The organism is Dechloromonas agitata is5 (assembly GCF_000519045.1).
Classification (GTDB): Bacteria; Pseudomonadota; Gammaproteobacteria; order Burkholderiales; family Rhodocyclaceae; genus Azonexus; species Azonexus agitatus.
The window spans coordinates 3420375-3446368 of the sequence record NZ_KI912532.1 but is presented as its reverse complement, the minus strand read 5'-3'; the positions used below and the strand labels follow the sequence as shown (position 1 = coordinate 3446368).

The 25994-nt window shown below is 62.6% G+C and carries 29 protein-coding genes; 19 read left to right on the top strand and 10 right to left on the bottom strand.

Annotated elements, in window-relative coordinates; translation table 11 throughout:
- The first annotated feature begins 79 nt into the window (after positions 1–79).
- The 5 genes from ilvB to K420_RS0116785 all read left to right on the top strand — a co-directional run bounded on the left by ilvB (position 80) and on the right by K420_RS0116785 (position 5780).
- On the top strand, positions 80–1780 hold the full coding sequence (gene ilvB, locus K420_RS0116805) for a biosynthetic-type acetolactate synthase large subunit (RefSeq protein ID WP_027459069.1): 1701 nt from the start codon (positions 80–82) through the stop codon (positions 1778–1780).
- 19 nt (positions 1781–1799) lie between these two features.
- Positions 1800–2291 carry an acetolactate synthase small subunit gene (gene ilvN / locus K420_RS0116800; protein WP_027459068.1) on the top strand — a complete coding sequence of 164 codons (492 nt, stop codon included), beginning with the start codon at positions 1800–1802 and terminating at the stop codon, positions 2289–2291.
- Between the two features lie 25 nt (positions 2292–2316).
- Positions 2317–3333 (top strand): ketol-acid reductoisomerase, encoded by a 1017-nt coding sequence (gene ilvC, locus K420_RS0116795; RefSeq protein ID WP_027459067.1) that lies wholly within the window; start codon positions 2317–2319, stop codon positions 3331–3333.
- Positions 3334–3471: 138 nt separating this feature from the next.
- Positions 3472–4224 carry a CDP-diacylglycerol--serine O-phosphatidyltransferase gene (gene pssA / locus K420_RS0116790; RefSeq protein ID WP_027459066.1) on the top strand — a complete coding sequence of 251 codons (753 nt, stop codon included), beginning with the start codon at positions 3472–3474 and terminating at the stop codon, positions 4222–4224.
- Between the two features lie 14 nt (positions 4225–4238).
- A complete protein-coding gene (locus K420_RS0116785; protein ID WP_027459065.1) occupies positions 4239–5780 on the top strand; it encodes a 2-isopropylmalate synthase in 1542 nt (513 codons plus the stop codon).
- A gap of 27 nt (positions 5781–5807) precedes the next feature.
- Here K420_RS0116785 and K420_RS0116780 read toward each other — a convergent pair whose 3' ends face one another.
- A complete protein-coding gene (locus K420_RS0116780; RefSeq protein ID WP_027459064.1) occupies positions 5808–6179 on the bottom strand; it encodes a DUF2069 domain-containing protein in 372 nt (123 codons plus the stop codon).
- Entirely contained in the window at positions 6176–6772 is a 597-nt protein-coding gene (gene wrbA, locus K420_RS0116775) for an NAD(P)H:quinone oxidoreductase (protein ID WP_027459063.1), read from the bottom strand. The genes K420_RS0116780 and wrbA overlap by 4 nt, the downstream gene beginning before the upstream one ends.
- Before the next feature lie 21 nt (positions 6773–6793).
- On the opposite strand from wrbA, the gene K420_RS19400 reads away from it, so the two are divergent.
- Complete coding sequence (locus tag K420_RS19400) at positions 6794–7627, top strand: YihY family inner membrane protein (protein WP_051453218.1); 834 nt, start codon at positions 6794–6796, stop codon at positions 7625–7627.
- On the opposite strand, the gene K420_RS0116765 is transcribed toward K420_RS19400, so the two are convergent.
- A complete protein-coding gene (locus K420_RS0116765; RefSeq protein ID WP_027459062.1) occupies positions 7599–9113 on the bottom strand; it encodes a hypothetical protein in 1515 nt (504 codons plus the stop codon). The two genes, K420_RS19400 and K420_RS0116765, sit on opposite strands and share 29 nt — an antisense overlap.
- Before the next feature lie 164 nt (positions 9114–9277).
- On the opposite strand from K420_RS0116765, the gene rpsP reads away from it, so the two are divergent.
- From rpsP to rplS, 4 genes are read left to right on the top strand one after another with little or no spacing between them, the layout of a single operon-like run.
- On the top strand, positions 9278–9529 hold the full coding sequence (rpsP, locus tag K420_RS0116760; protein ID WP_027459061.1) for a 30S ribosomal protein S16: 252 nt from the start codon (positions 9278–9280) through the stop codon (positions 9527–9529).
- Positions 9530–9556: 27 nt separating this feature from the next.
- Positions 9557–10054 (top strand): ribosome maturation factor RimM, encoded by a 498-nt coding sequence (gene rimM / locus K420_RS0116755; protein WP_027459060.1) that lies wholly within the window; start codon positions 9557–9559, stop codon positions 10052–10054.
- 20 nt (positions 10055–10074) lie between these two features.
- On the top strand, positions 10075–10836 hold the full coding sequence (gene trmD / locus K420_RS0116750) for a tRNA (guanosine(37)-N1)-methyltransferase TrmD (protein WP_027459059.1): 762 nt from the start codon (positions 10075–10077) through the stop codon (positions 10834–10836).
- A gap of 24 nt (positions 10837–10860) precedes the next feature.
- On the top strand, positions 10861–11232 hold the full coding sequence (gene rplS, locus K420_RS0116745) for a 50S ribosomal protein L19 (RefSeq protein ID WP_027459058.1): 372 nt from the start codon (positions 10861–10863) through the stop codon (positions 11230–11232).
- A 70-nt stretch (positions 11233–11302) separates the two neighbouring features.
- Here the strand turns inward: rplS and folE2 are convergent, their stop codons facing one another.
- The 4 genes from folE2 to xseB are packed head-to-tail and all read right to left on the bottom strand — an operon-like array spanning position 11303 to position 15134.
- Positions 11303–12115, bottom strand: a complete 813-nt coding sequence (gene folE2 / locus K420_RS0116740) for a GTP cyclohydrolase FolE2 (protein WP_027459057.1) — start codon at positions 12113–12115, stop codon at positions 11303–11305.
- Positions 12115–13995 carry a 1-deoxy-D-xylulose-5-phosphate synthase gene (gene dxs / locus K420_RS0116735; protein WP_027459056.1) on the bottom strand — a complete coding sequence of 627 codons (1881 nt, stop codon included), beginning with the start codon at positions 13993–13995 and terminating at the stop codon, positions 12115–12117. Before dxs ends, folE2 begins: the two co-directional genes overlap by 1 nt.
- Before the next feature lie 9 nt (positions 13996–14004).
- Positions 14005–14871: a polyprenyl synthetase family protein gene (locus K420_RS0116730; protein WP_051453217.1), complete on the bottom strand. Its 867-nt coding sequence runs from the start codon at positions 14869–14871 to the stop codon at positions 14005–14007.
- A 23-nt stretch (positions 14872–14894) separates the two neighbouring features.
- Positions 14895–15134 carry an exodeoxyribonuclease VII small subunit gene (gene xseB / locus K420_RS0116725; protein WP_027459054.1) on the bottom strand — a complete coding sequence of 80 codons (240 nt, stop codon included), beginning with the start codon at positions 15132–15134 and terminating at the stop codon, positions 14895–14897.
- A 107-nt stretch (positions 15135–15241) separates the two neighbouring features.
- Here xseB and K420_RS0116720 point away from each other — a divergent pair, with 107 nt between their 5' ends.
- Together K420_RS0116720 and K420_RS0116715 are read left to right on the top strand one after the other, a co-directional pair.
- The gene (locus tag K420_RS0116720; protein WP_027459053.1) at positions 15242–16375 is read left to right on the top strand and encodes an aromatic ring-hydroxylating oxygenase subunit alpha; all 1134 of its coding nucleotides are present in this window, start codon (positions 15242–15244) and stop codon (positions 16373–16375) included.
- A 104-nt stretch (positions 16376–16479) separates the two neighbouring features.
- Entirely contained in the window at positions 16480–17331 is an 852-nt protein-coding gene (locus K420_RS0116715) for a DMT family transporter (protein WP_027459052.1), read from the top strand.
- A 4-nt stretch (positions 17332–17335) separates the two neighbouring features.
- Here K420_RS0116715 and K420_RS0116710 read toward each other — a convergent pair whose 3' ends face one another.
- Together K420_RS0116710 and K420_RS20655 are read right to left on the bottom strand one after the other, a co-directional pair.
- A complete protein-coding gene (locus tag K420_RS0116710; protein ID WP_027459051.1) occupies positions 17336–17614 on the bottom strand; it encodes a hypothetical protein in 279 nt (92 codons plus the stop codon).
- Between the two features lie 11 nt (positions 17615–17625).
- Positions 17626–17784 (bottom strand): hypothetical protein, encoded by a 159-nt coding sequence (locus K420_RS20655; protein ID WP_157275140.1) that lies wholly within the window; start codon positions 17782–17784, stop codon positions 17626–17628.
- A 231-nt stretch (positions 17785–18015) separates the two neighbouring features.
- Here K420_RS20655 and K420_RS0116700 point away from each other — a divergent pair, with 231 nt between their 5' ends.
- The 7 genes from K420_RS0116700 to K420_RS0116670 all read left to right on the top strand — a co-directional run bounded on the left by K420_RS0116700 (position 18016) and on the right by K420_RS0116670 (position 24392).
- Entirely contained in the window at positions 18016–18360 is a 345-nt protein-coding gene (locus tag K420_RS0116700; RefSeq protein ID WP_027459049.1) for a SpoIIAA family protein, read from the top strand.
- A complete protein-coding gene (locus K420_RS0116695; protein WP_027459048.1) occupies positions 18361–19200 on the top strand; it encodes a sulfurtransferase in 840 nt (279 codons plus the stop codon). It begins immediately after the preceding gene.
- Positions 19201–19281: 81 nt separating this feature from the next.
- Complete coding sequence (locus K420_RS0116690; RefSeq protein WP_027459047.1) at positions 19282–19599, top strand: hypothetical protein; 318 nt, start codon at positions 19282–19284, stop codon at positions 19597–19599.
- A gap of 2 nt (positions 19600–19601) precedes the next feature.
- Complete coding sequence (locus K420_RS19395) at positions 19602–20426, top strand: cytochrome c3 family protein (RefSeq protein ID WP_051453215.1); 825 nt, start codon at positions 19602–19604, stop codon at positions 20424–20426.
- Positions 20427–20438: 12 nt separating this feature from the next.
- Positions 20439–23012, top strand: a complete 2574-nt coding sequence (locus K420_RS0116680; RefSeq protein ID WP_027459046.1) for a molybdopterin-dependent oxidoreductase — start codon at positions 20439–20441, stop codon at positions 23010–23012.
- Complete coding sequence (locus tag K420_RS19390) at positions 23012–23683, top strand: 4Fe-4S dicluster domain-containing protein (RefSeq protein ID WP_051453214.1); 672 nt, start codon at positions 23012–23014, stop codon at positions 23681–23683. Before K420_RS0116680 ends, K420_RS19390 begins: the two co-directional genes overlap by 1 nt.
- Entirely contained in the window at positions 23673–24392 is a 720-nt protein-coding gene (locus K420_RS0116670; RefSeq protein WP_027459045.1) for a TorD/DmsD family molecular chaperone, read from the top strand. The genes K420_RS19390 and K420_RS0116670 overlap by 11 nt, the downstream gene beginning before the upstream one ends.
- Before the next feature lie 15 nt (positions 24393–24407).
- On the opposite strand, the gene K420_RS0116665 is transcribed toward K420_RS0116670, so the two are convergent.
- Positions 24408–25970 (bottom strand): sensor domain-containing diguanylate cyclase, encoded by a 1563-nt coding sequence (locus K420_RS0116665; RefSeq protein ID WP_027459044.1) that lies wholly within the window; start codon positions 25968–25970, stop codon positions 24408–24410.
- Between the last annotated feature and the right edge of the window lie 24 nt (positions 25971–25994).

Below are 25994 nucleotides of genomic sequence, written 5' to 3'. Positions count from 1 at the left end.
CTGCCGCGAAACCTTGACCGAAAAGGGGCGGTCGATTATGGTTACGCCCTTTTAGGCAATAGCTTTTTTGGGCTCAAGCATGATGATCAGCGGTGCAGAAATTGTAATCAGGTGCCTGCAAGAAGAAAAGGTCGACTATGTGTTCGGTTACCCTGGCGGTTCCGTCCTGCATATTTACGACGCCCTTTTCAAGCAGGAGGAGGTCAAGCACATTCTGGTTCGCCACGAACAGGCTGCCGTCCATGCGGCGGACGCTTATTCGCGTTCTTCCCAGAAGGTCGGCGTTGCGCTGGTGACCTCAGGCCCGGGTGTGACCAACACGGTTACCGGCATTGCCACCGCTTACATGGATTCGATCCCGATGGTGGTGCTGTGTGGCCAGGTGCCGACGGCCTACATCGGCCAGGATGCCTTCCAGGAGTGCGACACCGTCGGCATCACCCGCCCTTGCGTTAAGCACAACTTCCTGGTCAAGGACGTCAAGGATCTGGCCTCGACCATCAAGAAAGCCTTCCATATCGCGTCGACCGGTCGTCCGGGTCCGGTTGTCGTCGACATCCCGAAGGATATTACCGCTCAGGTCTGTGAATTCGACTATCCCAAGTCGGTCCAGATGCGCTCCTACAACCCGGTGGTCAAGGGCCATCTGGGTCAGATCAAGAAGGCCGTGCAGATCCTGCAGGAAGCCAAGCGTCCGATCATCTACACCGGCGGCGGCGTGATCCTGTCGGATGCGGCCGAGAAGCTGACCCAACTGGCCCGCAAGCTGAATTTTCCGGTCACCAACACCCTGATGGGGCTTGGCGGCTACCCGGCGACCGACAAGCAGTTCGTCGGCATGCTGGGCATGCACGGCACCTTCGAAGCCAACAACGCGATGCATTACGCGGACGTGATCCTGGCCGTGGGCGCCCGTTTCGATGATCGCGTGATCGGCAACCCGGAGCATTTCGGCGAAGAAAAGCGTCGTGTCATCCACATCGATATCGATCCGTCGTCGATTTCCAAGCGGGTCAAGGTCGATGTGCCGATCGTCGGCAATGTGACCGATGTGATCGATGAAATCCTCAAGCTGCTCGATGGCGGCTTCAAGGCCGATCCGGAAGTCGCCGATTGGTGGAAGCAGATCGATGAGTGGCGTGGTCGCAATTCGCTGGCCTATCGCCAGAGCAATCACATCATGCCGCAGTACGTGGTCGAGAAACTCTATGAAGTGACCGGCGGCGATGCTTTTATTACCTCCGACGTCGGCCAGCACCAGATGTTCGCCGCGCAGTACTACAAGTTCGACAAGCCGCGCCGCTGGATCAATTCCGGCGGCCTGGGCACCATGGGCGTCGGCCTGCCGTATGGCATGGGCGTGCTGCTGGCCAATCCGGGCGCTCAAGTCGCCTGCGTGACCGGCGAGGGCTCGATCCAGATGTGTATCCAGGAGTTGTCGACCTGCAAGCAGTACGAATTGCCGATCAAGATCATCAACCTGAACAACGGCATGCTCGGCATGGTGCGCCAGTGGCAGGAGATGTTCTACTCCAAGCGCTATTCGCAGTCCTACGTCACCTCGCTGCCGGATTTCGTCAAGCTGGCCGAATCCTACGGCCACGTCGGCATGCGCATTGAGAAGCCCGAAGATGTCGAGCCGGCGCTGCGCAAGGCCTTCACCGAGCACAAGAACGACCTGGTCTTCATGGACTTCATCATCGATCCGGCTGCCAACGTCTTCCCGATGGTGGCAGCTGGCAAGGGCCTGACCGAAATGATCCTCGCCGAAGATATCTGAGCGGGGGAGGAATAGAAAAATGCGTCATATCATTTCCATCCTGATCGAAAACGAAGCCGGCGCGCTGTCGCGTGTGGCCGGCCTATTCTCGGCCCGTGGCTACAATATTGAATCGCTGACCGTGGCACCGACCGAAGACCCGTCGTTGTCCCGGATGACCATCCTGACCTGGGGCTCCGACGAGGTGCTCGAGCAGATCACCAAGCAGCTCAACAAGCTGGTGGATGTCGTCAAGGTGGTCGATCTCTCCGAGGCCGCGCACGTCGAGCGCGAACTGATGCTGATCAAGGTTCGCGCCACCGGCAAGGACCGCGAAGAGATGAAGCGGATGGCCGATATTTTTCGTGGCCGCATCATCGACGTCACGGAATCGACCTATGTGATCGAGTTGACCGGAGCCAGCTCCAAGCTCGACTCCTTCATTGCCGCGCTCGACGCCGGCCTGATTCTCGAAACCGTCCGTACCGGCGTCTGTGGCATCGGTCGTGGCGATCGTATTCTCAAAGTCTGACTTACTGTTTAATCAAGAGGATTTCATGAAAGTTTATTACGACAAGGACGCCGATCTCTCCCTGATCAAGGGCAAGAAGGTCACCATCGTTGGTTATGGTTCGCAGGGTCATGCTCATGCCCAGAACCTGAAGGACTCCGGCGTCAAGGTCACCGTTGGCCTGCGCAAGGGTGGTGCTTCCTGGGCCAAGGCGGAAGCCGCTGGCCTGAAGGTCGAAGAGATCGCCAAGGCCGTTAAGGGCGCCGACGTGGTCATGATCCTGTTGCCGGACGAGAACATTCCGCAGGTTTACAACGAAGAAGTCGCCCCGAACCTGAAGAAGGGCGCTGCCCTGGCCTTCGCGCACGGCTTCAACGTGCATTACAACCAAGTCGTGCCGCGCGCTGACGTGGACGTCATCATGGTCGCGCCGAAGGGCCCGGGCCACACCGTGCGTTCCGAGTACCTGAAGGGTGGCGGCGTGCCGTCCCTGATCGCCGTTTATCAGGACAAGTCCGGCAAGGCCAAGGACATCGCTCTGTCTTACGCGGCAGCCAACGGCGGCACCAAGGGTGGCGTCATCGAGACCAACTTCCGCGAAGAAACCGAAACCGATCTGTTCGGCGAGCAGGCCGTCCTGTGCGGCGGCGCTGTCGAGCTGGTCAAGATGGGCTTCGAGACCCTGGTTGAAGCCGGCTATGCTCCGGAAATGGCCTACTTCGAGTGCCTGCACGAACTGAAGCTGATCGTCGACCTGATGTACGAAGGCGGCATCGCCAACATGAACTACTCGATCTCGAACAACGCCGAGTACGGCGAGTACGTGACCGGCCCGGAAGTCATCAACGCCCAGTCGCGCGAAGCCATGCGCAATGCCCTGAAGCGCATCCAGACCGGCGAGTACGCCAAGATGTTCATCCTCGAAGGCCGCACCAACTACCCGAGCATGACCGCCCGCCGTCGCCTGACCGCCGCTCACCCGATCGAGCAGGTTGGCGAGAAGCTGCGCGACATGATGCCGTGGATCAAGAAGAACAAGCTGGTCGACCAGACCAAGAACTAAGTCGGTCGTCGTTAGCTTGGTAGCGCCTGGCGCTACCCTTGCTTCGGGCGGTGCGGGTGACTGCACCGCCCTTGTCATTTAAGGACTTTGCCGGTTTCCAGGTGTATCCTTTCGGGATTGCCTGTTGATACATGCCTCATGACTGAACTCAAACCCCGTAAGTCGCTGTTCAATCCCGAAGTCAAGCGTCGCGGCATTTATGTGCTGCCTAACCTGTTCACTACCGCTGCCCTGTTTGCAGGCTTCTTCGCCATCGTGCAGGCCATGCAGGGTGACTTCGCCCGGGCGGCCATGGCGGTCTTCATCGCCATGGTGCTCGATGGCCTGGATGGCCGGGTGGCCCGGCTGACCAACACCCAGTCGGCATTTGGCGCGGAGTACGATTCGCTGTCCGACATGGTCAGTTTTGGCGCAGCACCCGCTCTGGTGATGTACGAATGGGCCTTGCGCGATCTCGGTCGCCTGGGCTGGATCGCTGCTTTCATCTACTGTGCCGGTGCCGCCCTGCGTCTGGCGCGTTTCAATACGACGCTGGAAGTCATGGACAAGCGCTACTTCCAGGGCTTGCCATCGCCCGCTGCGGCGGCTCTGGTGGCCGGCCTGGTCTGGGTCTGCATCGAAACCGGCATAGCGGGCAGTGATGTGCGCTGGCTGGCCTGTGCGCTGACCATTTTTGCCGGCGTGACGATGGTGTCCAACATCCGCTTCTACAGCTTCAAGGACGTCAATCTGAAGAAAAGCGTCCCCTTCTTCGTCATTGCGGCCATCGCCCTCGGCTTCGCGCTGGTGGCTTACAGCCCGGAAATCGCCCTGTTTGGTTTCTTCGTTCTCTACGGTTTGTCTGGCTATGTCCAGGCTGCCATCGGCCTGCTCAAGCGCAAGGCCCCGTAATTCCCGGAGTATTCATGAAACAGCATCTTGTCATTTTCGATACGACCTTGCGCGACGGCGAACAGAGTCCCGGCGCGTCGATGACCAAGGAAGAGAAGATTCGCGTCGCCCGCCAACTGGAAAAGATGCGGGTCGATGTGATCGAAGCGGGCTTCGCGGCCGCTTCGCCCGGTGATTTCGATGCCATTCATGCCATTGCCACCGCGATCAAGGATTCCACCGTCTGCTCACTGGCCCGCGCCAACGAAAATGACATTGCCCGTGCCGGTGAGGCGATCAAGCCGGCCAAGTCGGGACGGATCCATACCTTTATCGCGACGTCGCCCATCCACATGGAGAAGAAGCTTCGCATGACGCCCGATCAGGTCGTCGAACAGGCCGTGAAGGCGATCGGCTGGGCGCGGCAATACACAGACGACATCGAGTTCTCTGCCGAGGATGCCGGGCGTTCCGAAATCGATTTCCTGTGTCGCATTTTCGAGGCAGTGATCAAGGCGGGTGCCAAGACCATCAACGTGCCGGATACGGTCGGCTATGCCATTCCTTTCCAGTATGCCGAAACCATGCGCCAGTTGATCGAGCGTGTGCCGAATTCCGACCAGGTCGTCTGGTCGGTGCATTGCCACAACGACCTCGGGCTGGCTGTTTCCAATTCCCTCTCTGCCGTGCTGGCGGGTGCCCGCCAGGTCGAGTGCACGATCAACGGCCTCGGTGAGCGGGCCGGCAATGCTGCGCTGGAGGAAATCGTCATGGCCGTGCGGACGCGGCCGGATATTTTCCAGGTCGATACGCGCATCGAGACGACCCAGATCGTACCGGCTTCCAAGTTGATTTCGCAGATTACCGGCTATCCGGTGCAGCCCAACAAGGCGGTTGTCGGTGCCAATGCCTTCGCGCATGAGTCGGGTATCCATCAGGATGGCGTCCTCAAGCACCGTGAGACCTACGAAATCATGCGCGCCCAGGATGTGGGCTGGACGCAGAACAAGCTGGTGCTTGGCAAGCATTCAGGCCGCAACGCCTTCAAGACCCGCCTGCAGGAACTGGGTATCGAACTGGATAGCGACGAGGCACTCAATGCTGCGTTCGCCCGCTTCAAGGAACTGGCCGACAAGAAGCATGAAATTTTCGACGAAGACTTGCATGCGTTGGTGTCCGACGAGGTCGTGACACCCGAGCAGGAGCATTACAAGCTGGTCTACTCGCGTGTTTGCTCGGAGACCGGCGAACTGCCGGTGGCGGAAGTCATCCTGAATGTCGGTGGTGTCGAGAAAAAGGCGGAAGCCGGTGGCGGCGGTCCGGTCGATGCGACTTTCAAGGCCATCGAAAAGATCGTCGACAGCGGTGCCGAGTTGCTGCTCTATTCGGTGAATGCCATCACCACCGGTACCGATGCGCAGGGCGAAGTCACCACTCGCCTGGCCAAGGGCGACCGGATCGTCAATGGCAATGGGGCGGATACCGACATCGTCATCGCGTCGGCGCGTTCTTACCTGAATGCACTGAACAAGCTGCATTCCAGCCTGGACAAGGTCAAGGCCCAGGGCGACGTTTGATCGACTGCCTTGGCCACGAAAGCCGCTTCAGTTCGACTGGGCGGCTTTTTCTTTCTGGGGTGTGTTGCGCGTGGACCGGATGTACAGGATGAGCGAGACGAAGAGTGTCGTCGAGAGTAGCGTTTCGCCGATCGCCAGCCATTGCGACAGGCCATGTTCCGTGGTTGCCCGGAGCAGCCCTTCGAGCAGGTAGAACTGGATCAGTAGCGACAGCCATTTGTAGGTGTAGCGCTTGCCGCGCAGGATACCGAACAACGGCAGGAGGAGGATGGCCCCCTTGAGGATCATCCACGAGCCGCCCGGACGCAGCGGCGCGAGCCAACCCTCCCAGGCGAGGCAAAGGGTAATGAGGAGGATCAGGCTGATGCTGGAGGCGAGTTGGCAGCGTTGGGCGGTCACGGGCGATTCAGTCGTTGAGTGATGAGTGCAAGGCGCTTGCCAAGCGCGTAGGCGAGCCGGCTTTCTTCGGCGGATAGCTGCGCATTGCCGGTTGGGCCAGCAATGTGGCTAGCGCCGTAAGGCGTGCCGCCACTGACGGTCGATGACAGGTCGGGTTCGGTGAAGGGCAGACCCATGACCAGCATGCCGTGGTGCAGCAGAGGTAGCGTCATCGAGAGCAGGGTCGCCTCGTTGCCGCCGTGCTGGCTACCGCTGGAAGTGAAGACGCAGGCTGGCTTGCCAGCCAGGGTGCCGTTCTGCCAGCCGGCAATGGTGCCATCCCAGAAATACTTCATCGGGGCGGCCATGTTGCCGAAGCGCACCGGGCTACCGAGGGCGAGCGCGGTGCATTCTTCGAGGTCGGACGGTTCGACGTAGGGGGCTCCGGCGTCGGGTATGCTGGCCTCGGTGGCTTCGCAAACGGTGGAAACGCGCGGCACGGTGCGCAGGCGTGCCTGCATGCCGGGGACTGATTCGATGCCGCAGGCAATGCGTTCGCCCAGGGCGCGAACCGAGCCGCGGTGGCTGTAGTAGAGGACGAGGATGTCTAGCATGGTGGGCTATTATACGGCCCCATGCAAAGGCGTTCCCGATCACGAAACCCGGCTCCGCGGCCGCATGGCCTGTTTGGCATCCTGCACCGCTTCCATGCCGAAAACATGATGCAGACCAGTTCGGCGCTCGCCTTCACAACGCTGATGTCGCTTGTGCCGCTGGCGGCGGTGATTCTGGCGGTGGCCGGGGCGGTACCCTTTTTCGATGTGTTGGTCGGCCGGCTGGATTTGCTGATCCGCGAGGCGCTGCTACCCAGCGGGGCGGCCGGGGCCATTGTCGGCAATATCGGCAAGTTCTCCCACAAGGCGCAGCAATTGACTCTGGCCGGTATCGGGTTACTGGCGGTTACCGCCTTTTTGTTGATGAACACCATCGAGCGCGCCTTCAACCATCTTTGGCTGGTGAAGCCCCGCCCTCTGCTGGCGCGTTTCCGGCTCTACCTCTTCGCCATGATGGTCTGGCCCTTTCTGTTGGGGGCGGTGGCGGGGGTGATGTCCTTCGCGGTAACCACCTCGCTTGGCCTGTTCGACGAACCGCTATGGTTCCGGCGGCTGGCGCTGAAGGGAATGGCCATGCTCCTGCTTGGGCTGTTCTTTTCGTTTTTGTATTACGCCGTGCCCAATGCGGAGGTCTCGAAACGGGCCGCGATGACCGGTGGTATCTTCGCCACCGTGGCTTTTTCCCTGATGCAGAAGGTGTTCGAACTCTTTCTGGTCAGTTCGGCGACCCTGAAAAGCATCTACGGCGCCTTTGCCGTCTTTCCGGTCTTCCTGGTCTGGCTTCACCTGTCCTGGGCGGTGGTCCTGTTCGGCGGCTTGATTGCGGCTAGCTTGAGCCGTCCGGCGAAACGCTGAAGATCTCGATCGAACTGGTTTGCTCACGCAATGCATCGGCCTGCAGCTCGCGAATGCTCAGGTTTTCCTCCTCAAGGAGGGCGACGATATGGCGCATTTTTTCGTGGATCAGGCCCGGCGTAACAATCAGTGATTGGGTCGGGTGAAGCGGCGGTGTGGCAGGCAGGATCAGGGCCGGAATCTTGTTGGCTTCCAGTTCGAACGGATGGGCCAGTTCGACCGGCGTTGCGCGGGGAGCGAGCAATTGCAGGCCGAGTTCGATGTGCTCGGGGTTTTCCGACATTGCCCAGCGGATGATGCAGACATGCCACAGCGGCTGGGTATCGGCGTTTTCGTCGTTTGCCTGGAGCGCGACGATGTCGCCCACCCGCATATCCTCGGTACGACCGGACATGTGCATCAGGGCGTAGCCTTCCGGGCTCTCGTTGGTCACCATCCATTCGCTCAACTCGACTTGGGCGTCGGCTGACTTCATCAGTTGCCAGAGATTGCCCAGGCCAGAGCACAGATTGGCGCGATAGGACTGGCGCCGCCGGGGGAAACGCCGCTTGGCCGGATGCCCCCAGAGGCGGGTCAGGCGATTCAGTACACCGGGGCCGGCGTGGGTGTCGGCGAACTTGGGCAGTCCGATCAGTTCCGCTGGCATACCCTGCAGAAGTTCGGCCCGATGCTTTTGGGCCAGCACAGCCAGGGCATCGCACGAAAAATACAGTACTTTGGATTCCGGGCTGGGGATGCGCCGGATCAAGGCGTGGGCCGGGAAATCCTTGTCCGGGTCGATCCAGAATATCCCCTCGGCCGCGAGCGGCGGTGTTTCCAGCAACTCAATGTCGGGCGTGCATTGCCCGATGTATGCGCTGATGAATTCCAGTTCCTCGGCTGAGAACGAGACAGGCTGGGCGATCGCGGCGAGCAGGATAGAGGTGTAGATGCGCTTGATGCTTGGCCCGCAGTTGGGCCCCGGGAATTCGTCCAGGCCGAGCCGACTGGCGGTGCGGAAGGCGGCATGGAGTTGCTGCCACAGACCGAGCGGCGTCGGTGCGGCGATCATGTGGGCGATCCTCACCTGCCAGGCGATGGCGTGCATGGCGCGGCGCAGTGACGTATGCGGCAGGCGGGAGGAGCTCTCGGCCTGCGGATCGAACAGTTCGGCCAGCGTGTTGAAGTAGTCCTGCGTCAGGGTTTCCAGGATGTCCTGCAGGGTACGTACCCGTTGCCGCAGCTTGCGGGAGAGCGGTAGCGTGACATCGTTGAGACGCGGCAATTCGGCCTGAGTGATCCGTTCCGACTGGCTGAAGAGCAGGTCAAGGAGCTTCAGGCGCTGGGCGCAAGGCACCGGGGTGTCGCGCAGAAGCAGTTGGAGTCGGTGCAACTGCTCGGCATCCTCGCTGCCGGAGCGGCCGTGAGCGATGGCCAGCCATTCAAGGATGGTCTTGACATTGGCTTCCGGATTGGCGGCGTGGTGGGGAACGGGTGGGTGCGACATGGGGGAACGAGGATAGCAAAAAACGGCTTCGCCGCCATGGCCACTTGTCGCCTCGTTGCAACCGAAGCCGGGCTGCCGGATAGTCTCAGGTGCTAAGTGGATTGTTTTTCCTTGATAAAGCGCTATAATCGTCGGTCTTTTTTCCAGCTAACGAAAGTATTCTCATGGTTGTTATCCGTCTTGCCCGTGGTGGCGCCAAGAAGCGTCCGTTCTACAACATGGTCGTTACCGATTCCCGTAACCGTCGTGACGGCCGTTTCGTCGAGCGTATCGGCTTCTACAACCCGGTCGCTTCCGGCAACGCCGAAGGCCTGCGTATCGCCGCTGATCGTCTGGAGCACTGGCTGAAGAACGGCGCCCAACTGTCGCCGACCGTTGCTCGTCTGGTCAAGCAGAACGCTGCCAAGGCAGCCTAAGTCGCTTTGGCTTTGTCCGGCAGCGATATCATCGTTCTGGGTCGCCTGGCCGACCCGTACGGGGTTCGCGGCTGGCTCAGGTTGTACCCCTTCGGGGATGACCCCATGAACTGGGCAGAAATGCCCGTCTGGTGGGTGGCCAAGGAAGGCGAGCCGTGGCGTGAAATCGGGCTGAAAGGTCTGAAAGCGCACGGCGACGGCCTAGTGGTGTTGCTCGACGGCGTCGTCGACCGCACCGCGGCAGAGGCCATGAAGGGACTGCTGGTCGGGGCGCCGCGTGATGCGCTGCCATCGACCGGCGATGACGAGTTCTACTGGGGCGATCTGGTCGGCCTGGAGGTCGTCAATGCCGCGGACGAGAGGCTTGGCAAGGTGGCCGGGTTGATCGAAACCGGTGCCAACGACGTCTTGCGGGTGGTGGGCGAGGATGGCGTCGAACGCCTGTTGCCCTTCGTTGCGGCGGTCGTTCTGGCGGTGGAGAAAGAAGCGGGACGCATCCGGGTCGAATGGGGTAGCGACTGGTGAGTGGCGAGCAGCAGCCGGTTATCCGGTTCGACTGCGTGACCATCTTCCCGGAGATGTTTGCCGCTGTGACACAAAGCGGCATTACCCGGCGGGCGCTCGAAGAGCGGCGCTGGGCTTGGCAAGGCTGGAATCCCCGGGATTTTGCTGAGAATGCCTGGCGTCGGGTGGATGATCGACCCTTCGGGGGCGGGCCGGGCATGGTGATGCAGCCCGGGCCACTGGAGAAAGCGATCAATGCCGCAAAGCTGCAGCAGCGTGAGGCAGGCTTGACGAAAAGCCGGGTCATTTACCTCTCGCCACAGGGTGCGCCGCTGACGCACGACCGGGTCATGCAATTGGCGACGGGTGAGGCAGGGCTGATCCTGCTTTGCGGTCGCTACGAAGGAATTGACGAGCGTTTGATCGAGCGCTGTGTCGATGAGGAAATATCGATCGGGGATTTTGTACTGTCCGGCGGCGAGTTGCCGGCGATGGTGTTGATCGATGCCGTCGTCCGTCAGTTGCCGGGCGTGCTAGGAGATGCCGCTTCGGCGGTGGAAGATTCGTTTGTCGGTGGTTTGCTGGATTGCCCGCACTACACCCGCCCGGAGATTTACGAGGGCGAGGCGGTGCCGGAAGTGTTGATGTCCGGTGACCACAAGAGAATTCGTCGCTGGCGATTGAAGCAATCGCTGGCGCGAACCCGGAAGCGCCGGCCGGATTTGCTGGCGCACCGCGTGCTGAGCGCGGAAGAGACGCAACTCCTCACGGAAATTTCCGGAGAGGAGCAATGCGGTGAGTAGATGTTTTAAATTTAAGGATCTCACATGAACCTGATTCAACAACTTGAGCAAGAAGAAATTGCCCGCGTTGCCGCTGGCAAGACCATCCCCGAATTCGCCCCGGGCGACACCGTCGTCGTTCAGGTGAAGGTCAAGGAAGGTAACCGCGAGCGTCTGCAGGCTTACGAAGGTGTGGTTATCGCCAAGCGTAACCGTGGCCTGAACTCCAGCTTCATCGTCCGCAAGATTTCGTCGGGCGAAGGCGTCGAGCGTACTTTCCAGACCTATTCCCCGCTGGTTGCCGCCATCGAGCTGAAGCGTCGTGGTGACGTGCGTCGTGCCAAGCTGTACTACCTGCGCGAGCGTTCGGGCAAGTCGGCTCGTATCAAGGAAAAGCTGGATTTCAAGAAGGCCTGATCGGCTTTCTGAAGGTTCAAAAGGAACGGGGCGCTGCGGCGCCCCGTTTTATTTTCTATTTCGGCTTCTCTCAGCGATGTGTGCCCGGCTGGCGCTTGTCGTTTTCAATCAGCGCGTAGGCCGAGTGATTGTGGATCGACTCGAAGTTTTCCGATTCGACGATGTAGGCGTCGATGCGTGGTTCGGCGTTGAGGCGGGCGGCGACATCGCGGACCATGTCCTCGACGAACTTCGGGTTGTCGTAGGCGCGTTCGGTGACGAATTTTTCGTCCGGCCGCTTGAGCAGGCCGTATAGCTCGCAGGAGGCTTCCTGCTCGACGAGCTGGACGATCTCCTCGATCCAGACGAAATCGTTGGTACGGGCGGTGATGGTGACGTGCGAGCGTTGGTTGTGGGCGCCGCGCTCGGAAATCTTCTTCGAGCACGGGCAGAGGCTGGTGACCGGTACGACGACCTTGACCGAGGTGGCGATTTCGCCGTGGCAGATGTCGCCAATGAAGGTCACGTCGTAGTCCATCAGGCTCTGCACGCCGGAGACTGGGGCCGTCTTGTTGATGAAGTACGGGAAATTCATCTCGATGTGGCCGGTTTCGGCTTCCAGCTTGGCGACCATGTCCTTGAGCATGGCCGGGAAGTTCTCGACCGAGATTTCACGTTCGTGGCTGTTCAGGATTTCCACGAAGCGCGACATGTGGGTGCCTTTGAAGTTGTGCGGCAGGCCGACGTACATGTTGAACAGGGCGATGGTGTGTTGCACACCGGTCGATTTGTCCTGCACCTTGATCGGATGGCGGATGGACTTGATGCCGACCTTGTTGATCGCGATCTGGCGCGTGTCGGCGGAGTTCTGGACGTCGGGAATGTTCGGGTTGGGGGTGGTCATCAACTGTTCTCTCGTTTGTCGTTGTCGGCATGCGAGCGCACGGCGCGCACGATGCCCTCTTTGTCCAGGCCCAGTTCGGCAAGCAACTGGCCCTGTTCGCCATGATCGACGAAGCGGTCCGGCAGGCCGAGCCGGATTACTGGCACATCCAGCCCGCGCTCGGCCAGGGCCCGCTCGACTTCCGAGCCGGCACCGCCGATCACGGCATTCTCTTCGATGGTGACGAGCAGCGAATGGTTCCCGGCCAGATCGACGATCAGATCGATATCGAGCGGCTTGACGAAACGCATGTTGGCGACCGTGGCATCGAGTTCCTCGCCGGCGGCAAGCGCGGGGGCAAGCAGGGTGCCGAAGGCGAGCAGGGCAATGCCCTGGCCCTGGCGGCGGATTTCGCCCTTGCCGAGCGGCAGGGTGTCAAGCTGTGTCGAGGGAATGCTGCCCGTGCCGCTGCCCCGCGGGTAGCGAACCATGGACGGGCAATCCAGTGCGAAGGCAGTGGACAGCATCTGTCGGCATTCCGCTTCGTCGGACGGCGTCATCACCACCATGTTCGGAATGCAGGTGACGAACGACAAGTCGAAGGTGCCGTGGTGCGTCGGGCCGTCGGCACCGACCAGGCCGCCGCGGTCGACGGCGAAGACGACGGGCAGGTTCTGCAGCGCGACATCATGGACTAGTTGGTCGTAGGCGCGCTGCAGGAAGGTCGAGTAGATGGCGACGACCGGCTTCAGGCCCTCGCAGGCGAGGCCGGCGGCGAAAGTGACGGCGTGCTGCTCGGCGATGCCGACATCGTAATAACGGTCGGCGTGTTCGCGGGCGAAGCGCACCATGCCGGAGCCTTCGCGCATGGCTGGGGTGATGCCGACCAATCGCTGGTCTGCCTTGGCCATGTCACACAGCCAATCGCCGAAAACCTGCGTGTAGGTGAGCTTGCCGCCGCCCTTGCCGGTGGCGATACCCTGGTCGGCAGCAAATTTGCCGACACCGTGGTAGAGGATGGGGTCGGCCTCGGCCAGCTTGTAGCCCTGGCCTTTCTTGGTGATGACGTGCAGGAACTTCGGGCCCTTGATCTTCTTCAGGTTTTCCAGCGTCGGGATCAGGGCGTCGAGATCGTGGCCGTCAATCGGACCGTAGTAGTGGAAGCCGAATTCCTCGAACAGCGTGCCGGGGGCGATCATGCCCTTGACGTGCTCCTCGGCGCGGCGGGCCAGCTCGAGCAGTGGCGGGGCGAAGCCGAGCATGTGGCGACCGGCCTCCCGGGCGACGTTGAAGGTCTTCGAGGAGGTCAGGCGGGTCAGGATGTTGTTCAGCGCGCCGACCGGCGGCGAGATCGACATCTCGTTGTCGTTGAGGATGACCAGCATGTCGGCGTCGGCGACGCCGGCGTTGTTCAGCGCCTCGAAGGCCATGCCGGCCGACATCGCGCCGTCACCGATGACAGCGACCACTTGCCGGTTTTCGCCTTTCTGCTTGGCGGCCAGGGCCATACCCAGCGCAGCGGAGATCGAGGTCGAGGAATGGCCGACACCAAACGTGTCGTAGGGGCTTTCGCAACGCTTTGGGAAACCGGCAACGCCGCCCCGCATGCGCAGCTTGTCCATGCCGGCGCGGCGGCCGGTCAGTACCTTGTGCGGGTAGCACTGGTGGCCAACATCCCAGACCAGGCGGTCTTCCGGCGTGTTGAAGACGGCGTGCAGGGCAATGGTCAGTTCGACGGTGCCGAGGTTGGAGGACAGGTGGCCGCCGGTCTGTGACACCGAGTCGATCAGGAAAGCACGCAATTCGGTGGCGAGTTGCGGTAACTGCTTGCGATCGAGCCGGCGCAGATCGGCCGGGCTGTTGATGTTGTCAAGCAGTGCGGAATGGGAAACTGCGCTCATGGCTTCCGTTCAGAATTGACGGTGGCAGATGAAATCCGCCAGCTGGTTGAGCCGGCCGGCCTGCTCGCCGAAGATGGCCAGCGCGTCGCGCGCTTCGGCGCGCAGCTCGTCGGCGTAGGCGCGGGCCCGTTCGAGGCCGAGCAGGGCGACATAGGTCGGTTTGTCGGCGGCTTCATCCTTGCCGGCAGTCTTGCCCAGCGTGGCGGTGCTCGCCGTGCAGTCGAGGATGTCGTCAACGACCTGGAAGAGCAGGCCGGCGCGCTTGGCGAAACGGTCGAGGCCGCTACGTTCGTCGGCGCTCATCGGCCGGCCGGCCAGGGCGCCAAGCAGCACGGCGGCACGGATCAGGGCGCCGGTTTTCAGGGCATGCATCAGTTCGAGCTCGGGCTGGGTCAGCGGCTGGCCGACCGAGGCGAGGTCGATGGCCTGCCCGCCCGCCATGCCGCGCGAGCCGCTGGCGTGGGCGAGCAGCGCGATCATTTCAAGCTGCTGCTTGGGTTCGCCGATGGCCTGGCTGGCCAGCAGCTCGAAGGCCATGGTCTGCAGGCTGTCGCCGACCAGCAGGGCGGTCGGTTCGTCGTACTCGATGTGGCAGGTCGGGCGGCCGCGGCGCAGCACGTCGTCGTCCATGCAGGGCAGGTCGTCGTGGACCAGCGAGTAGGCGTGGATCATTTCGACGGCACAACCGACGACGTCGAGCGCCTCCGGAGCGGCGCCGGTCAGTTCGCCGGCAGCGAAGGCGAGCAGGGGGCGAACGCGCTTGCCGCCGCCCAGGGTGGCGTAGCGCATGGCCTGGTGCAGACGGGGCGGGATGCTGTCGCCGGCCGGCAGGAAGCGGCCCAGCGCGCTTTCGGCGCGATCCTGCGTGATGGCCATCCATTCGGCGAAGGGCTGGGTTCTCACGAGGCCTCCAGGGTCTTGCGGTCGACAAGCCGGGTTTCGCCGTTCTCGATGATGCGGATCTCTTCCTCGGCATCGGCCAACTGAGCCTGGCAGTGCTTCATCAGTTCCATGCCGCGTTTGTAGGCGGCGATGGAGGCTTCGAGTTCGAGCCTGCCGCTTTCCATGCTGGCGACGATGGCTTCGAGTTCGGCGAGGGCCGTCTCGAATTTCATGTCGGCGATGGGCGTTGAGTCCATGTCAGAGGAGTCCGGGGAAACACGCGAAAATACTCTATCCAGGGGCTTCTGGTCAAATGCGGGGCGGGGTAAAATCCTTTTTTTTCAACCCGCTGGAGGCGTGGAGAATGTCCGACGTGGCGAATCTGTCCAAGTTGGCCCCCGCAGTGTCCCAACTGCCGGTGGACTGGTATTTCGACGACAAGATTTTCGAGCTGGAGAAAAAGCTCATCTTCGATGCCGGTCCGGGCTACGTCGGCCACCAGTTGATGGTGCCGGAAGCGGGTGATTACCGGTCGCTGGAGTGGAAGGATCACGGCCAGATGCTGCTCAACGGCGGCAGCGAGGGGGCGAATGCCGGTATCTGGCAGATGTCGAACGTCTGCCGCCATCGTCAGGCGATCATGCTGCAGGGCTCTGGCCGGCTGAACGGGCCGGTCGTCTGCCCGATCCACCGCTGGACCTACGACCAGGGTGGCCAGTTGATCGGTGCGCCGCACTTCCCGCAGAACCCTTGCCTGAACCTGAACAAGCTGCAGCTGGAAAACTGGAACGGCCTGCTCTTCAAGGGGCCGCGTTTGGCCAATGCCGACCTGGCCGGCATGAAGGTGGCGCGCGATCTCGATTTCACCGGCTACAAGCTCGACCATGTCGAGATGCACGCCTGCAACTACAACTGGAAGACCTTCATCGAGGTTTATCTGGAGGATTACCACGTCGTACCCTTCCACCCGGGCCTGGGTAATTTTGTCACCTGCGACGACCTGACCTGGCAGTTCGGCGACTGGTACTCGGTGCAGAAGGTCGGCATCACCTCGCTGATGAAATCCGGTTCGGCGGTGTACGACAAGTGGCAGAAGGTTGTCCGCGAGTATTACGGCGACCGCGGTGAGACGCCGCCACAGGGCGCCATTTGGCTGACGTATTACCCCAATGTCATGGTCGAGTGGTATCCGCACGTGCTGGTCGTGTCGACGCTGATCCCGCAGGGGCCGGACAAGACCATGAACGTCGTCGAATTCTACTATCCCGAGGAAATTGTCGATTTCGAGCGCGAGTTCATCGAGGCTGAGCGTGCCGCCTACATGGAAACCGCCATCGAGGACGACGAGATCGGCGAACGCATGGATCGCGGCCGCAAGGCGTTGCTGGCCGAAGGGCGCAACGAGGTCGGGCCTTACCAGAGCCCGATGGAAAACGGCATGCAGCACTTTCACGAGTTCTATCGCCGGATCATGCAGTCGGCCATCGAGGCGCGCTGATTTCCGGCTGGCTTCAGGTTGGTGGCTACCCGAGGCGTCGGCATTTACCCGGCGCCTTGGGGCTGGCTACTGCCAACCCATCACGAATAACGAGCCGCTAACCCATGCAATCGCTGTGGATGATCGTTGCCAGCCTGCTGTTCGCCGGGATGGGCGTATGCGTCAAGCTGGCTGCGGCGACGCATTCGGCGGTCGAGATCACTTTCTATCGCAGTTTCATTTCGCTGATCCTGATGTTCGGACTGGTCCGTCTGCGCGGCGTGCCGCTCCGGACGGCGCACTGGCGCTGGCAGGTAACGCGCGGGGCGGTGGGCTTCTCGGCGCTGTTCTCCTATTTCTACGCCATCACGCTGTTGCCGCTGGCGACGGCGGTGACGCTGAACTACACCTCGGCCATTTTCCTGGCGCTCTACCTCGGCTTTGCTGGCATGCGGCTACGCCGGGGTATGCTGGGGGCGTTGCTGCTCGGGCTGGTGGGAGTCGTGCTATTGCTCCGGCCAACCTGGCATGCCGACCAGTTACTGGGCGGCCTGATCGGCCTCGGCTCGGGCATCATGGCCGGCATGGCCTATTTCAGTGTGCGCGAACTGGGGGCGCGCGGCGAACCGGAAACGCGGACGGTGTTCTACTTTTCGCTGGTTTCCTCGATCGGCGCTGCCGTCTGGCTGATTTTCAGCGAACTGCACCCGGTCGACCTGCGAAGCGGTCTGCTGTTGTTGGGCGTCGCCAGTTTCGCCACCGCCGCCCAGCTGGCCATGACCCGCGCCTACTCGCGGGGCAAGACCCTGATGTCGGCCGCGCTCGCCTATAGTACCGTGATCTTTTCCAGCCTGTTCGGCATGTTGTTCTGGGGTGAAGTGCTCAATGCCTCGGCCTGGCTGGCTATCGGGCTGATCATTGCGTCCGGAGTGGCTGCCACGCATTTCTCGCGGGCCAACCCGGCCGAGAACGACTGAGCCGCTACAGCGCCGCGATCTGCCGGTAGGCGTCGAGCGCATGACGCCAGCGGGTTTCGATCGTGGTAGCCAATTGCCGGGGCGATTCATCGCGCGGGCTGCCGGCAGCCAGGATGCGGGCCTCGTCGCTGAAACTGACCCGATCCGGTTGCTGGATCTCCGGCAAGTCCACCACGTCATCGGCGGGTGGTCGGTCAGTGCGGGGAGCCAGTTCGCGCCCGATGCTGCTGGGGCGGAGCGATGCGTTACCGGCAATCGGCGGCGGGAACGGGATGATGAACATGGGGCCGCTCCTCAGCCTATGACGGGGTTTGCCGCTGCGGCCGCGCTGACGCCGAGCGCGCCGGCGACCGGCCGGTGGTTCCGATCGGCGAGCAGCATCTTGCCGCCGAGCACGAACCGGTCGAAGGCGGCGAATCCCGCCGTCGTCCACCAGGTACCGATCGTTTCCATCTGTGCACTCCTTGTCGAGTCAGTTACCCTGCCTTTGGTTTGTTCCGGCGCCAACCCGGGCACGCGAACCGTTTGCTGATTGGAGTGCGCCATCGGGCGGAAGTTGGCCGGAAAAACCGGAACCATCCTCCGGTCGCCCCGAAGCACCGCCGCCGGGCAGCGGGAAGGCCCGCACGGCGGGCGGTTCCGGGTTAAACTGGCAGCATCAGGACAAGGACAAGAGGAGCCGCCATGATCGTCATCGATCACCAACCCAATCGCGTCAATGTATCCGTCTTCGGCGAATTCACGCTGGCCGATTACAAGGAATTCGAAGAGGTCGTCAATTACAAGGTCCGCTTCGAAGGGCCGGTCGACCTTTTCTTCGACCTCAGCCAGATGGCCGGCCTGACGCTCGATGTGGCGTGGGAGGAGGTCAAGTTCTCGCGCGCCCATGCCAGTGACTTCAAGCGTGTCGCCGTCGTCACCGACAGCCAGTGGGTGACGTGGAGCGCCTGGCTGTCGCAGACTTTCGTCAGCGCCGATGTCGAGGTGTTCGACAACGCCGACGAAGCGAAAGCCTGGCTGGAGCAGTAAGTGAGTTACACGACGCTGGTCGACGTCGCTACCCTGCGGGCGCATCTCGATGATCCGCACTGGCTGGTCGTCGATGTGCGCCACCAGTTGTCGGACACCGGCTACGGCGAGCGTGCCTATGCCGCCGGCCACCTGCCCGGTGCCGTCTTCCTACATTGCGACCGCGATCTGTCGGGGGCGATGACTGGCTGCAATGGCCGCCATCCCTTGCCCGACCCGGAGCGCTTGGCAGCCCGCCTGGGCGAGATCGGCATCGGCGCCACGACGCAGGTCGTCGTCTATGACGACGCCCAGGGCATGATCGCTGGCCGTCTATGGTGGCTGTTGCGCTGGCTCGGCCATGATGCCGTGGCCCTGCTCGACGGCGGCCTGCCGGCCTGGCAGGCGGCGGGTGGAGTACTGACGGACATCGTGCCCAGCCTGGTGCCGCGTCTTTTCGTGCCGCGTGGGCAGGCGCTCACCGTCGATGCCGATTATGTGCTGGAGCGCCTCGAAACGCCGCACATGCGGCTGGTCGATGGGCGTGGGCCGGATCGTTTCCGGGGCGAGAACGAAACCATCGACCCGGTAGCTGGCCACATTCCGGGGGCGGTCAATCGCTGTTTCAAGGACAACCTGCTGCCCGACGGCCATTTCAAGCCGGCGGCGACATTGCGGGCCGAGTGGCTGGCCGTGCTGGCCGGTTCGCCGCCCGATCTGGTCGTGCACCAGTGCGGCTCCGGGGTTTCCGCCTGCCTCAACATCCTGGCAATGGAGATTGCCGGCCTACCTGGTTCGCGACTGTATGCCGGATCGTGGAGCGAATGGTGTGCCGATCCGGGGCGGCCGGTGGCGGTGTAAGTTGCGCCATCCGGCCAGCGGATGGCATTGCGTTGCATCAAAAAGTGGGTGGCCGGTTGGCGTAGAGTAGGAGCGATATCCATGCACCGAGCAAACCGCATGCGCCCGACTGTCTGTCTCCTGCTTGCCCTTTTGTGGCCGTCGCTTGCCGCCGCTGCCGAGGTGGCATTCGTCGCCGGTCTCCGGCCAGCCGAGCGGCCGGCCGGCGCGCCGGTGATCGTGGCATTCAAGCCCGACGAAGCATGGCGGACCAGGGCACTGCACGGCATCCGCCTGCCGCCCAGCGGACTCGGCTTCCTGAAGGACCAGGGGGCGTGGTATACCCCCTTCGATCGTCCCGGACTGACCGGCCCCTACGACCTGCGTGGCTGGCACGACCAGGGCAAGGCAAGGAACTGAACATGTCCCGCCCGCATCCCGCCCTCTGGCTTCTTGCCCTGGCGCTCCTGGTAACCGCCGTCGGCGCCTTGCTCGGCGGGTGGATCGCCGAAAGGCCCGCCGGGCTCGTCCCTGATCATCTGCGAGCCACCTATGACCCGATTCACTTCAAGCCAGCCATCGAGCAGGCGACCGACGAACAATGCCTGGCCTGCCACCGGGAAGTCCTCGACGACACGGTGCGTGAAACCTCGCCGGCGGGTGTTCGGGCGGCGGCCAGCCTGGCCTGGTACCAGCAGACGAGCACCTATGTCGGGGGGCAGGAAACTTTTCACCGCCGGCATTTGGTCACGCCGCTGGCCAGGGAACTGATGGATCTGCGCTGCACCACCTGCCATCAGGGGCATGATCCGCGCGAGGAGGCGCCAGGGTCGTCGGCGAGCGCCGTACCGCTGACGAGCCAGGATTTCACGCTACGCAAGCCGGTCAATGTCGAAACGACCTGTCTCATGTGCCACGGCCAGCTGCCGGTGCAACTGATGGGCTTGCCCGCGCCGTGGCCGGAAGCCAAGGCGATGTTTGGCAACGATTGCCTGACCTGCCATGCGGCGATTCGCACCCACCGGCATCAGGTGAGCTACCTGAAGGCGGCAGCGATCGAGGCGGCCGGTGCGAAGAATTCGGATGTCTGCTACGGCTGTCACGGTGGCCGGGCGTGGTATCGCATCAGCTACCCCTATCCGCGCCATGCCTGGCCGGGCATGCCGGCCGACGTGCCGGACTGGGCAAAGGACAGGCCGAGCGAATCGGAAGCTCGTTTCCAACGGCCGGCGACGGCCCGCCCATAACCCGGAGCGACCATGGATACCCCACGCAACTGGCTCGATCTCCTCAATCCGAAGCGCCGCAATTTCCTGAAAACGGTGGGGGCTGGCGCCGCCGTGGCAACGACCAGCGGCCTGGTCGAACTGGGCAGCGGCGAGCAGCAGGCCCAGGCCTTTGCCTACGAACCGTATCCGCGCGACGATCAACTGACGACTGTCGTCACCTCCTGCGACCATAACTGCGGCTCGCGCCACATGCTGGTCGCCCACAAGAAGGGCGACGTGATCGTCCGCCTGTCCACCGATGATGGGCGTTACCAGGAAGGCGGCAAGTTCGGTTTCGAGAACGAGCAGGTGCCGCAACTGCGCGCCTGCCTGCGCGGCCGCTCCTACCGCAGCCGGCTTTATTCGCCGGAGCGCCTGCTCTACCCGATGCTGCGCGTTGGCGAGCGGGGCGAGGGCAAGTTCAAGCGGGTGTCGTGGGACGAAGCGCTCAATTTCGTCGCCCAGAAGATGGTGGACATCAAGCAGAAATACGGCCCGACGGCGATCCTCGACCAGGCCTATGCCGGCACCTCGTATGGCGTGCTGCACAAGTCGGACCAGATCGAGGGCCTGCTCGCCCGCTTTCTCGGCATGTTCGGCTGCCGGACGAATTCGTGGTCGGTCCCCAGTTACCAGGGCACGACCTTCAGTTCGCGCATGACCTTCGGCACCATCACCGACGGCAACGAGGACGACGCCTTCGCGCACTCCAAACTGATCATCATGTGGGGCTGGAACCCGGCCTATACCTTCCACGGCGGCAACACCTTTTACTACATGCGGCTGGCCAAGCAGCGCGGCTGCAAGTTCGTCGTGGTCGACCCGCAATATACCGACAGTGCCGCCAGCTACGACGCGTGGTGGATTCCGATCCGGCCGAACACCGATGCCGCCATGCTGGCCGGCATGGCCTATCACATCTTCGCCAACGGCTGGCAGGACCAGGCTTTCATCGACAAGTTCTGCCAGGGCATGGATGCCGGCACGATGCCGAAGCAGTTCGCCGACCGGCAGAATTTCAAGGACTACATTCTCGGCAAGTACGACAACACGCCGAAGACGCCGGAGTGGGCCGCGGCGATTTGTGGCGTTTCGGCCGCCGATATCAAGAAACTGGCCGAGATGTATGCCACCACCAAGCCGGCCGCGCTGAAGGCCAGTTGGGCGCCGGGGCGGGCTTCCTACGGCGAGCAGTACAACCGCATGGCGGCGGCGCTACAGGCGATGACCGGCAACATCGGCATCCTCGGCGGCTCGGCGGAGGGGGTCGGCAAGGGCTGGCACCCCGAGGCGGTAGCCTACCCCTACGACCAGTACGCCAACGTCTGGTACGCCTCGATCAAGTCCGACCGCTGGGCGCATTGCGTGTTGAACTACCCCAACGTCAAGCGCGAGGAAGTCGGGCTGTGGCCGCGCAGCGACGAACTGGACGGCAAGATTCCCAATATCAAGGCCATCTTCTGGCACGGCTCGGACTGGTTCAACCAGCTGACCAACATCAACAAGGAAATCGCCGCGATCAAGAAGCTGGAACTGGTCGTCTGCATGGATTCGACCATCACGCCATCGGGCCTGTGGGCCGATGTGCTGTTCCCGATCGCCACCCACTTCGAGCGGCATGACGTGGCCTTGCCCTGGTACAAGGGGCATTACTACATCCACCGGCCCAAGGTCATCGAGCCGCTGGGCGAGTCGAAGACCGATTTTCAGGTGTTCACCGAGCTGGCCTACCGCATCGAGCAGCTCGACCCGAGCCTCAAGGATTTTGGCCGGCGCTTCAACCCGCGGGCGACGCGGGATTACTTCCGGGACAACGACGCGACCGACGAGGCTTACCTGGTCGACTGGTGGCAGGGCAAGGTGCAGAAACACCAGGGCGTGACCATGTCCTGGGCCGATTTCAAGAAGCACGGCGTCTATAAATTCAAGCTCGACCGGCCGCATGTCGCCTTCGAGGAGCAGATTCGGGATGGCAAGCGCTTCCCAACGCCATCCGGCAAGATCGAGATCCTGTCCACGACCCTGGCCAACATCAAGGATTGGACGAAGACGCAGTACGGCTACGAGATTCCCTACATTCCCAAGTGGATCGAGCCCTTCGAGTCGCTCAATCACGCCAGGGCGAAGACGTACCCCTTCCACATGGTGACGCCGCATCCGCGCTGGCGGACGCATTCGATCTTCCACAACATTCCCTGGCTGCGCGAGACCTACCAGCAGGAAATCACCCTCAGCGCCCGCGATGCCAAGGCGCGCGGCATCGTCACCGGCGACATCGTCGAGGTGTGGAACGACCGCGGCCGGGTAGTCGTGCCGGCCTACGTGACCGAACGCTGCATGCCCGGCGTGGTGGTGCTCTACGAGGGGGCGTGGATGGACCTGGCCAAGGACGGCACCGACCGCGCCGGCAATCCCGACTTCCTCACCCTCGACGAGCCCAGCCCGGCCGGCGCCTTCGCCTACAACACCATCCTCGTCGATTTCAAAAAGACCGACCTGAATCATCGACCTGGCTGGGATACGCAGGCGACTTCCCGTTCCGTCATTTTCCGGAGGGACAAGTAATGGTCCGGAAAGTCGACAAGCAGGAACTGAAAGCCGCTATCGAGCGCAAGGTGGCGCAGACCTACGAGCCGGTCAAGCCGGCCGTGCAGCTCGGCTTCATCCACCACAACGTCGATTGCATCGGCTGCCGCGCCTGTGAGATCGCCTGCAAGGACAAGAACGGCCTGCCGCCCGGGCCGCGCTTCCGGCGGGTGATGTATGTCGAGGGCGGCACATTCCCGGACGTTTACGCCTACAAGGTCAACATGGCCTGCAACCACTGCGCCGAACCGGCCTGCCTGCCGACCTGCCCGACTGGCGCGATCTGGAAGCGGGCCGACAACGGCGTGGTCGATATCGACTCGACGTTGTGCATCGGCTGCCGCAAGTGCGAGGCGGCCTGCCCCTACGGCGCGCCGCAGTGGGATCCGCAGGAAATGGTGATCAAGAAGTGCAACATGTGCATCGACGAACTGGAAGCCGGCCGCAAGCCCTATTGCGTGATGGCCTGCATGATGCGCGTGCTGGATATCGGGCCGATCGAGGAAATCTGGCAAGGCACGCTGAAAACCACGGCCATCGGGCCGAACGACAAGCCGGTGAAGCAGGTGAAGAACATGGCGAATCCGGAACTGACCCGGCCGTCCATCGCCTTCATTCCGCACAGCAAGGGGCGGGTCGATGGCAAGTGAACTGCTCGCCGCCCTGGCCGACGATCTGGAGCAGTTGATCCGCCTGCACGACCGCGAACTCGATGCCGAGACCTTGGCCGCCTTGCGCAGCGCCGATTTTCCGCACGGGCTGGCCCTGCCGCCGGCCGGGGAGGCCGGCCACCAGGCCTACGCCAACATGGCGGCCGTGCTGGCCGAGCCGACCTCGCTCGACGAACTGGCCGCCGACTACGCCGCCATCTACCTCAACAACAGCCTGGGCGCCTCGCCCTACGAATCGGTCTGGCTGTCCGACGACCATCTGGCCTGTGCCGCGCCGATGTTCGAGCTGCGCGAACTGTATGCGGCCGCGGGCTTGCGGGCTACCGACTGGCGCCGCCGTTTCGACGATCATGTCGTGCTGCAACTGCACTACCTGCGCCAGGTTTTTCTGGCGCCCTCATTCCCGGCCGACGATACGGCACGCTTCATCGACGAGCACCTTGGCTACTGGTTTCCCGATTTCGCCCAGCGTGTATCCCTGTTCTGCGCGACACCGTTCTATGCCGCGCTGGCCGAACTGACCCACGTCTGGTTGCTGCGCATGCGCGGCCTGCTCGCCGAAATATACGATCTGCCCATCCCTTCGCGTGACGAGATGACGGCCCGCATCAACCGCAAACTGGCGCTCGACAAGGCCGAGGTGGCGCCCATCCGCTTCATGCCGGGGGCGCAGGGGCCGAGCTGGTAGCGGCAGTTCGTGGCATCAGCCGGCGGCTTGCCGGAAGCCGGAAACCGCGTTTCGCCCCTTCTTCTTGGCGTGGTACATCGCTTCGTCGGCCGCCCGGCGCAGGTCGTCGAGCGTTCTGCCATCGGCCGGATACATCGCCACGCCGATGCTGGGGGTAATGCGGAACAGGCCGCCGGCACTTTCCAGTGGTTGCGCGATGGTGTGCCGCAATTTCTCGGCCACCGCCAGGGCATCGGTGCTGTCCAGCGTGTTGGCCAGCAACACGACGAATTCGTCCCCGCCGTGCCGGGCAACCGTGTCGCAGGCGCGGATTTCGCCCGTCATCCGCCGGGCGCTCTCGATCAGCACCACATCGCCCACTTCATGCCCGTATTGGTCGTTGATTTCCTTGAAGTGATCGAGATCGAGCAGCAGTAGCGCGAAGGAATTGCCGTTGCGGATGTGCTGTTGCACCGCCTGCTCGAATCGATCGATGAACAGGAAACGGTTGGGCAGGCCGGTCAGCAGGTCATGTGTCGCCAGGTAGGCCGAGCGTTCCAGCTCGCGGGCGCCGCGTTCGACGGCCCGGAAATGGCGCAGGCTCAGGGCGGGTACGGTGACGAAAGCGCAAGCGAGCAGGCCGATGATGATCAGGAACTCCGCCGTTAACAGGTCACGCCAGGCGAGTTGTTGCTCGAAGAAAAGGACCGTCGGCTGCGAAACGTTGTCGATCACGACCTCGTGCTGGAAGCGCGGCAGAAACCAGGTGTCGAGGCGGCTGGCTGGTTCGGCTTCCTGGCTGAATAGCAGGTTGTCGGAACGGCCGGCACTGCGCATCTGCGCCGCGTAGGCCATCGTCTTCAGGGCGGCGGGGGCAGCCGGGCCGGGCAGCAGGGCATCGCTGCGGATGACCAGCAGGGCCGTCATCGTGTTGCCGAACAGGCTGGGGGTGGCGTGTCCGGTGGCGGGTGTGGTGCGTTCGACTTCCTGCAGCAGGATGTAGGCCCGGCCGCCTTCGTACAGTTCGAATACCGGGCTGACGACCGGCTTGGCGTTCCTTTGCGCCAGGGCCAGCGAATAAGCCAGGTGATCGACGGTTTCCAGCCTGACACCATAGATCGCCTGGGCTTCCGGCAACGCGGGATAGAGGAAGAGGATCGGCCAGGTCTCTTTTTTGGCGCCGATGGGGGCAGTCGGACTGCCGGTGATGCCGGGAAAACTCTTGAGCGTGAAATCAGCCAGCCATTCGCGGCGAAGGGCGGCCTCGAATGGCCTTTCCTCGTCAACCGGCACCCGGCGGGCCACTTCCAGCATGTAGATGTGGGGGTAGGGGGCCGTTGCCGATGCGGCGTAGCGTGTCGCCGATTCGACGTCGTTGCCTTCGACCGCGCGCAGAAAGGCGACGAATCCCGCCAGGACGGCCTCGTTGGTATCCAGCTTGTGCTTGAGGCCGTTGCTCAGTTGCCGGGTGGTGTCTTCGAAAGTGCGCTCATGCCGGCCGATTTCCGCCGAAATCAGCAGATGGGCCGCAAAGGCGACGATGCCGAGCCAGGCGATGGTCAGGGCAAGCAGGGATTGGCGAAAGCGGGCAGTGGTCATGGCCGGGCATTTATAGGGTGCCCT

Coding starts and splice junctions, on each gene's coding strand:
- ilvB (WP_027459069.1), top strand. CDS start 80: ATGATGATCAGCGGTGCAGAAATTGTAATCAGGTGCCTGCAAGAAGAA.
- ilvN (WP_027459068.1), top strand. CDS start 1,800: ATGCGTCATATCATTTCCATCCTGATCGAAAACGAAGCCGGCGCGCTG.
- ilvC (WP_027459067.1), top strand. CDS start 2,317: ATGAAAGTTTATTACGACAAGGACGCCGATCTCTCCCTGATCAAGGGC.
- pssA (WP_027459066.1), top strand. CDS start 3,472: ATGACTGAACTCAAACCCCGTAAGTCGCTGTTCAATCCCGAAGTCAAG.
- K420_RS0116785 (WP_027459065.1), top strand. CDS start 4,239: ATGAAACAGCATCTTGTCATTTTCGATACGACCTTGCGCGACGGCGAA.
- wrbA (WP_027459063.1), bottom strand. CDS start 6,772: ATGCTAGACATCCTCGTCCTCTACTACAGCCACCGCGGCTCGGTTCGC.
- K420_RS19400 (WP_051453218.1), top strand. CDS start 6,794: ATGCAAAGGCGTTCCCGATCACGAAACCCGGCTCCGCGGCCGCATGGC.
- K420_RS0116765 (WP_027459062.1), bottom strand. CDS start 9,113: ATGTCGCACCCACCCGTTCCCCACCACGCCGCCAATCCGGAAGCCAAT.
- rpsP (WP_027459061.1), top strand. CDS start 9,278: ATGGTTGTTATCCGTCTTGCCCGTGGTGGCGCCAAGAAGCGTCCGTTC.
- rplS (WP_027459058.1), top strand. CDS start 10,861: ATGAACCTGATTCAACAACTTGAGCAAGAAGAAATTGCCCGCGTTGCC.
- folE2 (WP_027459057.1), bottom strand. CDS start 12,115: ATGACCACCCCCAACCCGAACATTCCCGACGTCCAGAACTCCGCCGAC.
- dxs (WP_027459056.1), bottom strand. CDS start 13,995: ATGAGCGCAGTTTCCCATTCCGCACTGCTTGACAACATCAACAGCCCG.
- K420_RS0116730 (WP_051453217.1), bottom strand. CDS start 14,871: ATGGCCATCACGCAGGATCGCGCCGAAAGCGCGCTGGGCCGCTTCCTG.
- xseB (WP_027459054.1), bottom strand. CDS start 15,134: ATGGACTCAACGCCCATCGCCGACATGAAATTCGAGACGGCCCTCGCC.
- K420_RS0116720 (WP_027459053.1), top strand. CDS start 15,242: ATGTCCGACGTGGCGAATCTGTCCAAGTTGGCCCCCGCAGTGTCCCAA.
- K420_RS0116715 (WP_027459052.1), top strand. CDS start 16,480: ATGCAATCGCTGTGGATGATCGTTGCCAGCCTGCTGTTCGCCGGGATG.
- K420_RS0116710 (WP_027459051.1), bottom strand. CDS start 17,614: ATGTTCATCATCCCGTTCCCGCCGCCGATTGCCGGTAACGCATCGCTC.
- K420_RS20655 (WP_157275140.1), bottom strand. CDS start 17,784: ATGGAAACGATCGGTACCTGGTGGACGACGGCGGGATTCGCCGCCTTC.
- K420_RS0116700 (WP_027459049.1), top strand. CDS start 18,016: ATGATCGTCATCGATCACCAACCCAATCGCGTCAATGTATCCGTCTTC.
- K420_RS0116690 (WP_027459047.1), top strand. CDS start 19,282: ATGCACCGAGCAAACCGCATGCGCCCGACTGTCTGTCTCCTGCTTGCC.
- K420_RS19395 (WP_051453215.1), top strand. CDS start 19,602: ATGTCCCGCCCGCATCCCGCCCTCTGGCTTCTTGCCCTGGCGCTCCTG.
- K420_RS0116680 (WP_027459046.1), top strand. CDS start 20,439: ATGGATACCCCACGCAACTGGCTCGATCTCCTCAATCCGAAGCGCCGC.
- K420_RS19390 (WP_051453214.1), top strand. CDS start 23,012: ATGGTCCGGAAAGTCGACAAGCAGGAACTGAAAGCCGCTATCGAGCGC.
- K420_RS0116670 (WP_027459045.1), top strand. CDS start 23,673: ATGGCAAGTGAACTGCTCGCCGCCCTGGCCGACGATCTGGAGCAGTTG.
- K420_RS0116665 (WP_027459044.1), bottom strand. CDS start 25,970: ATGACCACTGCCCGCTTTCGCCAATCCCTGCTTGCCCTGACCATCGCC.